The following is an 8967-nucleotide window of genomic DNA, read 5'->3' as shown; positions in this document are numbered from 1 at the left end:
GAGCCATGCTCGGCAGGGGGGTTTACCGGTAGAGCTTCTGCCGAGCATGGCTCGGCACTACATGGCCTTGCTGGGAAGGCTTCTGCCGAGCATGGCTCGGCACTACATGGCCTTGCTGGGAAGGCCTCTGCCGAGCATGGCTCGGCACTACCTGTGGCTACTGCTCGTTGGCGTAGGGGTCGGCGATGCCCAGGTCGGCCAGGATCTCGCGTTCCAGCTGTTCCATGGCCTCGGCTTCCTTGTCGTCCTCATGATCCCAGCCCAGCAGGTGCAGCACGCCGTGCACGGTGAGGTGGGCGTAATGGGCGTTGAGCGCCTTGTCCTGCTCCTCGGCCTCGCGGGCGACCACCGGGGCGCAGATCACCAGATCGCCCAGCAGCGGGAATTTCACTCCCTTGGGCAGGCCTTCGGGCAGCTCGGCCGGAAAGCTGAGTACATTCGTGGCGTAGTCCTTACCCCGGTAGTGGCGGTTCAGTGACTGGCCTTCCTTGGCGTCGACCACGCGGATGGCCAGGTCGGCCTCGCGAATGCGGCCTTTGAGAGCGGCAGCCACCCAGCGGCGGAAGCTCACCGCTGCCGGCAGGCCGGCGCGCGGCATGGCGTAGCTGACGGCGACATCAAGACGCACGGGACCCTTGGTCATTCGCTTGCTCCGGGCTTGACCTGCTGCAGATCGCGGCGGTCATAGGCGCTGACAATGCGGGCCACCAGCGGATGGCGCACCACGTCGCGCGATTCAAAGAAGGTGAAGCTGACCCCGTCCACGCCGCGCAGCACCTCGATGGCGTCGCGCAGGCCGGACTTGACGTGCTTGGGCAGGTCGGTCTGGGTCAGGTCGCCGGTAACGACGGCGGTCGAGCCGAAACCCAGGCGGGTCAGGAACATCTTCATCTGCTCGATGGTGGTGTTCTGCGCTTCGTCCAGGATCACGAAGGCGTCATTGAGCGTGCGGCCGCGCATGTAAGCCAGCGGAGCGATCTCGATGACATTCTTTTCAAGCAGTTTGGCCACTTTTTCCACGCCCAGCATTTCGTACAGGGCGTCGTAGAGCGGGCGCAGGTAGGGGTCGACCTTCTGGGTCAGGTCGCCGGGCAGGAAGCCCAGCTTCTCGCCGGCTTCCACCGCCGGGCGCACCAGGATCAGGCGTTGCACGCGCGATTCATTCAATGCGTCCACGGCCATGGCTACCGCCAGGAAGGTCTTGCCGGTACCGGCCGGGCCGATGCCGAAGCTGATGTCGTGGGTCGCGATCTGATGCAGGTAGCTGGCCTGGTTGAGGCCGCGGCCGCGCACCGTGCCGCGCTTTACCTTGATGGCTACTTCCTGCGCTTCGTAAGCCTGCTCGGTCACGTGATCCACGTTGGCGCGGTTCAAACGCAGATGGATGGCGTGGCTGTCGAAGACGGCTTCCGCCGCTTCCGCGTAGAGGGACTTGAGCAGTTTTTCAGCTTCGAGCGCGGTCTTGCCCGGGCCGCTGACGCGGAAGACGTTGCCGCGGTTGGCAATCTCCACGCCCAGCTTGAGTTCTACCTGGCGAAGATGCTCGTCGAACGGCCCGGCCAGATTGGCCAGCCGTTCGTTATCAATCGGGTCGAGAGTGAAGTCGCGATGCGTGGTGGTGGTCATTTTCACTGACTGTTGCTGGCCGGCGAAGCCGTGCCTTGGACCTTGGAAGGGTACCCCTGCGGCTGACGGACCACCAGCGGGGGAGGTGGTGGTCCATGTTCTCCACAGTCGATGTGGATGTGGCGTGGGCCAAGCTGTGGATATCCCCGTCCAGCCCTTGCGGCATAAGCCTCTTGGCCGGGTGGTTAAAAAACCGCCACATTTGACGATTTATGGGTGACAAGTTGTCCACAATTTGTGTGGATCGATTCGGGATGAACATGTGGATAACCGCGTGCAGCCCAATAACGACGGGCTCTGGGTCGGTGTGGTGAATAAATGACCGCAGCCGCCGAGCAACAGCCAAAACGAGCGGCGGTGGCTTTCCCCTCCCTCGCTGACGAGGTGAGAGGCGCGCGCGTGCGAACGACAGGTTCACTGCGCAGCGAACGCCCTTGCGCCAGCGCAAGGGCTGGCGCGCGGAGCGGGGTAGGGGCGAGGCTGCTCCTGCTTCGGGCCAGCAAACTTCGGTCCCAACCCTCGCAGCCCATTGTCCGCAGGAAGCGGCTCCGCCAACCAAGCCCTGCAATCGGGAGTCAGCCAATCTCAGTCCTGCGTAACCACCCGCCCACGCAGCGAATTGCTGAAGGCCTCGGTGATCAATACATCGACAAACTGCCCGATCAGCCGCGAACTGGCCGGGAAGTTCACCGAACGCATGTTCTCGGTCTTGCCGGTCAGCTCATTCGGGTCCTTGCGCGAAGGGCCCTCGACCAGCACGTTCTGCACCGTGCCAACCATGCGCGCGGAGATGCCGGCGGCATGCTCATTGATATGTGCCTGCAGCCGCGACAGCCGGGCGTGCTTGTCGGCATCGCTGGTAGTGTCTTCCAGGTCGGCAGCCGGGGTGCCGGGGCGGCGCGAATAGATGAAGGAGAAGCTCTGGTCGAAGCCCACGTCCTCGATCAGCTTCATGGTCTTCTCGAAATCGGCATCGGTTTCGCCGGGGAAGCCAACGATGAAGTCCGAGCTGATCGAGATGTCCGGGCGGACCGCGCGCAGCTTGCGGATCTTGGCCTTGAACTCCAGTGCGGTGTAGCCGCGCTTCATCGCGCTGAGCACGCGGTCGCTGCCGGCCTGTACCGGCAGGTGCAGGTAGTTGGCCAGTTTCGGCACGTCGCGGTAGGCGTCCACCAGCGAATCACTGAACTCCAGCGGGTGCGAGGTGGTGAAGCGGATGCGACCGATGCCGTCGATTTCGGCAAGGGTGCGGATCAGCAGGCCGAGGTCGGCAATCTCACCGTCGCCGTATGGGCCGCGATAGGCGTTGACGTTCTGGCCGAGCAGGTTGATCTCACGCACGCCCTGTTCGGCCAGCTGTGCGCATTCCACCACCACGTCCTCGAACGGCCGGCTGACCTCGGTGCCACGGGTATACGGCACCACGCAGAACGAGCAGTACTTGGAGCAGCCTTCCATGATCGAGACGAAGGCCGACGGGCCCTCGGCGCGCGGCTCGGGCATGCGGTCGAACTTCTCGATCTCGGGGAAGCTGATGTCCACCTGCGGCTTGTTCTGCTCGCGGCGGGCGCGGATCAGCTCTGGCAGGCGGTGCAGGGTCTGCGGGCCGAACACCAGGTCCACGTAGGGCGCGCGCTTGACGATGGCTTCGCCTTCCTGCGAGGCCACGCAACCGCCGACGCCAATGATGACGTCGCGGCCATTGGCCTTGAGTGCCTTCCAGCGGCCGAGCTGGCTGAATACCTTCTCCTGTGCCTTTTCGCGGATGGAGCAGGTGTTGACCAGCACCACGTCGGCTTCTTCGGGGTTGTCGGTGAGCTCCAGGCCCTCGGCGGCGGCGAGTACGTCGGCCATCTTGGTCGAGTCGTACTCGTTCATCTGGCAACCGTGGGTCTTGATGTAGAGCTTGCCGCGCGCACCGCCGGCAACCGTCGGCCGCTGGCCGGGCAGGGGAATCAATTCAGGTGTGGTCATTTCAACAGTAGGCACGGCGGAGCCGGCCGTGATCGGCAGGGGAGTTGCTGGCGTCCCGGGCATGGCGCTTATTCCAGACGGGTGGGCGGGCACGCAACCACTGGGGCTGCATTCGTAGCCGCCTATTGTATCGGTCCGCGGGCCCGAGCACGAAAGCCGCTGCGTCAAATACTTGGCAAGCCCCGGCGAAGCTGGGAGACTCCCGCCCATGAAGGGGATTTTGGGGATCACCGGCATTCTCGCAGCAGCATTGGTCGCCTCGCCGGCCAGTGCCGGCACGTTGTACAAGTGCGTTGGCAGCGATGGGGTGCCCAATTACGTCAGCAAGCGCGTCAGTGGCGCGAGCTGCAGCGTGGTCAGCAGTTATCGGCCGACCCGCGACGTGCCGCGCTATGTACCGCCGACCCCGGCGCCCGTCGCCACCCCGGTAGCTGCTGTGGCTCCGGCGAGCCAAGCCAATGACAGTTCGACGGCGGTGGCTGCACAGACCGCTCCCACCGCAGTGCCACCCACGCCAGCGCCAGCAACGGCAGGACGAGCGCAGCGGGTGGTCAGTGGGCAGGTCTACTCCTATATGAAGGATGGGGTGCGTCACTACACCAGCAGCCGGCCGGCCCAGGTGGCCAACATCGGCGCGGTGCGCACCATTCAGTACAGCTATATCGAGCGTTGCTTTGCCTGTGGCGTGAACTCCCGGGTCAACTTCGGTTCGGTGCGCCTGAACACCCAGGCCTACAGCACCGAGATCGCCTCGGCTGCACGCGAATTCGGTGTCGAGGAGGCGGTGGTGCGGGCCATCATCCATGCCGAATCGGCATTCAACCCAACCGCGCTCAGTCGTGCCGGGGCGCAGGGGCTGATGCAGTTGATGCCACCCACGGCGCGTCGTTTCGGTGTGTCCGACTCCTACGACGCCGGCCAGAACATCCGTGGTGGCGTGCAATACCTGTCGTGGTTGCTGCGACGTTTCAACGGCAACCTGACCTTGGCCGCGGCGGGTTACAACGCCGGCGAAGGTGCGGTGGATCGGCATGGTGGTGTGCCTCCCTACAAGGAGACCCAGTATTACGTGCAGCGCGTTGCACAGCTGGCCGACCGCTACCGTGGCGAGCTGGCCACGCGCCAGTAAGCCGTCCTCCAGCGTCTCTGTTGCAGCAGGCCGTGACAAATTTCGCGGACTGGTGTTTGATCGCGTTGTGTCAGCGTTAAGCGTTCCGCTACACTCCGGAACGATTCGATTCAGAGCGGGATGGCCCCCACCAGACCGTTGGCAGCCTCTAGCTACCTAATCATTATCGGAGTGCCGGATGGCAAACGATGGGGTAAATGATCCAGTCAACACCGGACGTCGGCGGTTTTTGACAGCGACCACAGCCGTGGTCGGGGCAGTCGGTGTTGGTTTCGCCGCAGTTCCTTTCATCAAGTCGTGGAACCCCAGCGCCAGAGCCAAGTTGGCCGGTGCCCCGGTGACCGCCGATATCAGCGCGCTGCAGGAAGGCCAACGGCTGATCCTGGAATGGCGCGGCCAGCCAATCTGGATCGTCAAACGTTCCAAGGCCATCCTGCAGGCATTGCCTACCCTGGATGCACGCCTCAAGGATCCGGAGTCCGGCAACAAGGACCAGCAGCCGGACTACGTGCTCAAGGGCAATCCCGAATTCCGCTCGATCAAGCCGGATATATCCGTGCTGGTCGGCCTGTGTACCCATCTGGGCTGTTCGCCGGAGATGGTTGCCGAGATCCGCCCCGAGCCCTACGACGCGCAGTGGAAGGGCGGTTATTTCTGCCCCTGCCACAAGTCGCGTTTCGACATGTCCGGGCGCGTGTTCCAGGACGTGCCGGCGCCGATCAACCTGCTGGTGCCGCCGCATCACTATGTGGATGACAACACCCTTGTCATTGGCGTTGATCCGCAGGGGGCAGCCTGATCATGGCCGACAATATTCTTACCCGCACCGTCAGTGGCGTGGCCGATTGGGTCAACGAGCGTGCGCCCGGCCTGATGCCGGTGTACCGCAAGCATGTCAGCGAGTATTACGCGCCGAAGAACTTCAACTTCTGGTACTACTTCGGCTCGTTGGCAATGGTGATCCTGGTCAACCAGATCGTCACCGGCATCTTCCTGACGATGCACTTCAAGCCCAGCGCGGCCGAGGCGTTCGCCTCGGTTGAATACATCATGCGCGACGTGGAGTGGGGCTGGTTGATCCGCTACATGCACAGCACCGGTGCCTCGCTGTTCTTCATCGTGGTTTACCTGCACATGTTCCGCGGCTTGATGTACGGCAGTTACAAGAAGCCGCGTGAGCTGGTGTGGATACTGGGCATGCTGATCTACCTGGTGCTGATGGCCGAAGCCTTCATGGGCTACGTGCTGCCCTGGGGCCAGATGTCGTTCTGGGGTGCCAAGGTCATCATCTCGCTGTTCGGTGCCATTCCGGTGATCGGCAATGGCCTGACCGAATGGATCATGGGTGACTACCTGCCCGGCGACGCAACGCTCAACCGCTTCTTCGCCCTGCACGTCATCGCGATGCCGCTGGTGCTGCTGCTGCTGGTGGTGCTGCACCTGGGCGCGCTGCACGAGGTAGGGTCCAACAATCCGGATGGCGTTGAGATCAAGAAGGGGCCGAAGGGCAACCGCTGGTCAGCGACCGCACCAGCCGATGGCATCCCGTTCCACCCGTATTACACGGTCAAGGATCTGGTCGGTGTCGGCTTCCTGCTCACGCTCGCCGCTTTCATCATCTTCTTTGCGCCGGTGTTCGGCGGTCTGTTCCTCGAGCACGACAATTTCACCGAGGCCAACCGGCTGGTGACGCCGGAACACATCAAGCCGGTCTGGTACTACACGCCGTACTACGCGATGTTGCGGGTGGTGCCGGACAAACTCGGTGGCGTGATGGTGATGTTCTCGGCCATCGCCATCCTGTTCCTGGTGCCGTGGCTGGACAAGGCCAAGGTCAAGTCGGTCCGTTACCGTGGCCCGATCTCGAAGGTGATGCTGGGCATCCTGGTGGTGTGCTTCGTGTGGCTGGGCGTGATTGGCTCCGGCCCGGGCACGGCGATCTGGGAGACCTGGGTGGGCCGCGTGCTGACCTTCCTGTACTTCGCCTTCTTCATCACCATGCCGCTTTGGACGAAGATCGACAGCACCAAGCAGGTACCGGACCGGGTGACGACGCATGACTGACAAGTGGATTGTGCGGTTGGCGATGGCTGCCGCGATGCTGCTGTGTGTCCCGGCGTTTGCCGCCGGCGGTGGCAAGTTGATGCAGGCGGGCAATGATCTGGGGGACCAGGCCTCGTTGCAGCGCGGCGCGCAGGCTTACATGAGCTACTGCTCGGGCTGCCATTCGCTGAAGTACCTGCGTTATTCGCGCATGGGAGAGGATCTCGGCCTGACCGAACAACAGGTGATGGACAACCTCAACTTCACCGGTGCCGCCTATGGCGAGCAGATCCAGGTGGCGATGCCGCATGACGAGGCGACCAAATGGTTCGGCAAGATGCCGCCGGACCTGAGCCTGATTTCGCGGGTGCGCGGCAGCGACTGGATCTACAGCTACCTGAAATCGTTCTATGTGGACGAGTCGCGGCCGCTGGGCTGGAACAACAGCGTGTTCCCGAATGCGTCGATGCCGAACCCGCTGTGGGAGCTGCAGGGCATGCAGCATGCCATTCACGGCAAGGCCGAGCAGGAGGGCATCGACCCGCCGGTGGTGGGCTTCAAGCTTGCTTCGCCGGGCAAGGTCGATCCGCGTGGCTATGACCAGACGGTCCGCGACATCACCAACTTCCTGGAATATGCCGGCGAGCCGGCCGCGCTCAAGCGGCAGAGCCTGGGCGTCTGGGTGGTGCTGTTCCTGGCCCTGCTGACCTTCCTGGCCTATCTGGTCAAGACCGAGTACTGGAAAGACGTGCATTGAGCTGGGTGCAAGCCGGGGGGCTGTGCGCAGGGGGCCTTGGCAACTGCGCCTGTGGCTTGGCACACTCGGGTAACCGTGGTCACCGTCAGCAATGTGCTGGCGGGGCCGTAAGGTTGGCGGAATCCAACCGATGGAGAGCCTTTGATGGCGGCGAGTGTGCGTATGCGTAATACCCTGACCTTGTTCTCTGCAAATGACGATGCCCTGTGTCATCGGGTGCGGTTGGTGTTGGCGGCCAAGGGCGTGACTTACGATCTGGTGCCGGTCGATGCGCAGAACCCACCGGAAGATCTGATCGATCTGAATCCGTATCACTCCGTGCCGACCCTGGTTGAACGGGAGCTGGTGCTGTACGCGGCGTCGGTGGTGAGTGAGTACTTGGACGAGCGCTATCCGCATCCGCCGTTGATGCCGGTCGACCCCTTGTCGCGGGCGCGGCTGCGTCTGGCGATGCTGCGCATCGAACATGACTGGGTGCCGCAGGTGCAGGCCATTCAGATGGGCAACAAGACCCAGGCCGAAGCGGGGCGCAAGCGCTTGAAGGAGCTGGTTGCGCAGTCGGTGCCGCTGTTCAAGGCGTCCAAGTTCTTCCTCAATCCGGAAATGAGCCTGGCTGACTGCGCGATGGCGCCGATCATCTGGCGGCTGGAGTCCCTGGGCGTGGCGCTGCCCAAGGACGGCAAGGCAATCGAGGACTACGGCAACCGCTTCTTCCGTCATCCGGCCTTCGTCCGCAGCCTGACCGATCAGGAAAAGAAGCTGCGCGAACTGCCGGGCTGAGCAGTCGCCGGCTGTATCCGAACTTATCGATCACCGCCGCAAGGCGGTGATCGCGCTTCAATGCCGCGTACACTTGTGCAATGACTGAAGAAACTTTCCGGATGAGCAGCCATCGCCCGTATCTGTTGCGGGCGCTGGTCGAGTGGATCAACGACAACGGCATGACGCCGCACGTGATGGTCGATGCCGGGGTTCCCGGCGTGCAGGTGCCGAGCAGCGCGATCAAGGAAGAGCGGGTAGTGCTCAATATCGCCGAGCGCGCCGTTGTTGGCCTGCATATCGACAACGACGCCGTGAGATTCACTGCGCGCTTCTCCGGAACCAGTTTCCCGGTGTACGTGCCGATCTCGGCGATCCTGGCCGTCTATGCGCGTGAGACCGGCCAGGGCATGGCTTTGCCGGATGACATTCCGGGCACCGAGACCACGCCGGATGACGACGATACGCCGCCGACCGATCCGCCGGAGCGTCCGCAGCCTGCCGCGAAGCGCCCGTTCCTGCGGGTAGTCAAATAATTCCACCGCCGCCGCAAGGCGGCGGTTTTGTTTGGTCTCTGTGTAGTGCCGAGCGGTGCTCGGCTGGGGCTTCCCACGTGATGCCTGCAGGTGGTTGTGGGAGCGGCGTCAGCCGCGCAGCTGATGTACTGGAAGGTGCGGGC

Annotated in this window: 9 protein-coding genes; 6 read left to right on the top strand and 3 right to left on the bottom strand. The window is 63.3% G+C overall.

Features of this window, described 5'->3' with window-relative positions; genetic code table 11:
* Positions 1 to 157 precede the first annotated feature (157 nt).
* The 3 genes from ybeY to miaB all read right to left on the bottom strand — a co-directional run bounded on the left by ybeY (position 158) and on the right by miaB (position 3600).
* Positions 158 to 643 (bottom strand): rRNA maturation RNase YbeY, encoded by a 486-nt coding sequence (gene ybeY, locus QMX78_RS18200; RefSeq protein WP_282272180.1) that lies wholly within the window; start codon positions 641 to 643, stop codon positions 158 to 160.
* Complete coding sequence (locus tag QMX78_RS18195; RefSeq protein ID WP_282272191.1) at positions 640 to 1626, bottom strand: PhoH family protein; 987 nt, start codon at positions 1624 to 1626, stop codon at positions 640 to 642. Before QMX78_RS18195 ends, ybeY begins: the two co-directional genes overlap by 4 nt.
* Positions 1627 to 2211: 585 nt before the next feature.
* The gene (gene miaB, locus QMX78_RS18190; protein ID WP_282272182.1) at positions 2212 to 3600 is read right to left on the bottom strand and encodes a tRNA (N6-isopentenyl adenosine(37)-C2)-methylthiotransferase MiaB; all 1389 of its coding nucleotides are present in this window, start codon (positions 3598 to 3600) and stop codon (positions 2212 to 2214) included.
* A gap of 208 nt (positions 3601 to 3808) precedes the next feature.
* On the opposite strand from miaB, the gene QMX78_RS18185 reads away from it, so the two are divergent.
* The 6 genes from QMX78_RS18185 (at position 3809) to QMX78_RS18160 (ending at position 8824) form a co-directional block, all read left to right on the top strand.
* Positions 3809 to 4729, top strand: a complete 921-nt coding sequence (locus QMX78_RS18185; protein WP_282272178.1) for a lytic transglycosylase domain-containing protein — start codon at positions 3809 to 3811, stop codon at positions 4727 to 4729.
* Positions 4730 to 4907: 178 nt separating this feature from the next.
* On the top strand, positions 4908 to 5528 hold the full coding sequence (gene petA / locus QMX78_RS18180) for a ubiquinol-cytochrome c reductase iron-sulfur subunit (protein WP_057629370.1): 621 nt from the start codon (positions 4908 to 4910) through the stop codon (positions 5526 to 5528).
* 2 nt (positions 5529 to 5530) lie between these two features.
* A complete protein-coding gene (locus tag QMX78_RS18175) occupies positions 5531 to 6793 on the top strand; it encodes a cytochrome bc complex cytochrome b subunit (RefSeq protein WP_282272174.1) in 1263 nt (420 codons plus the stop codon).
* Positions 6786 to 7529 (top strand): cytochrome c1, encoded by a 744-nt coding sequence (locus tag QMX78_RS18170; protein WP_282272172.1) that lies wholly within the window; start codon positions 6786 to 6788, stop codon positions 7527 to 7529. The genes QMX78_RS18175 and QMX78_RS18170 overlap by 8 nt, the downstream gene beginning before the upstream one ends.
* 144 nt (positions 7530 to 7673) lie before the next feature.
* Positions 7674 to 8309 (top strand): glutathione S-transferase N-terminal domain-containing protein, encoded by a 636-nt coding sequence (locus tag QMX78_RS18165; protein ID WP_282272170.1) that lies wholly within the window; start codon positions 7674 to 7676, stop codon positions 8307 to 8309.
* Positions 8310 to 8389: 80 nt separating this feature from the next.
* Entirely contained in the window at positions 8390 to 8824 is a 435-nt protein-coding gene (locus QMX78_RS18160; protein WP_282272168.1) for a ClpXP protease specificity-enhancing factor, read from the top strand.
* The last annotated feature ends 143 nt before the right edge of the window (positions 8825 to 8967 follow it).

Source organism: Stenotrophomonas sp. PS02298 (assembly GCF_029959445.1).
Lineage (GTDB): Bacteria > Pseudomonadota > Gammaproteobacteria > Xanthomonadales > Xanthomonadaceae > Stenotrophomonas.
Note: the sequence above shows the minus strand (reverse complement) of the source record. Positions and strands in the feature narration are given on the sequence as shown.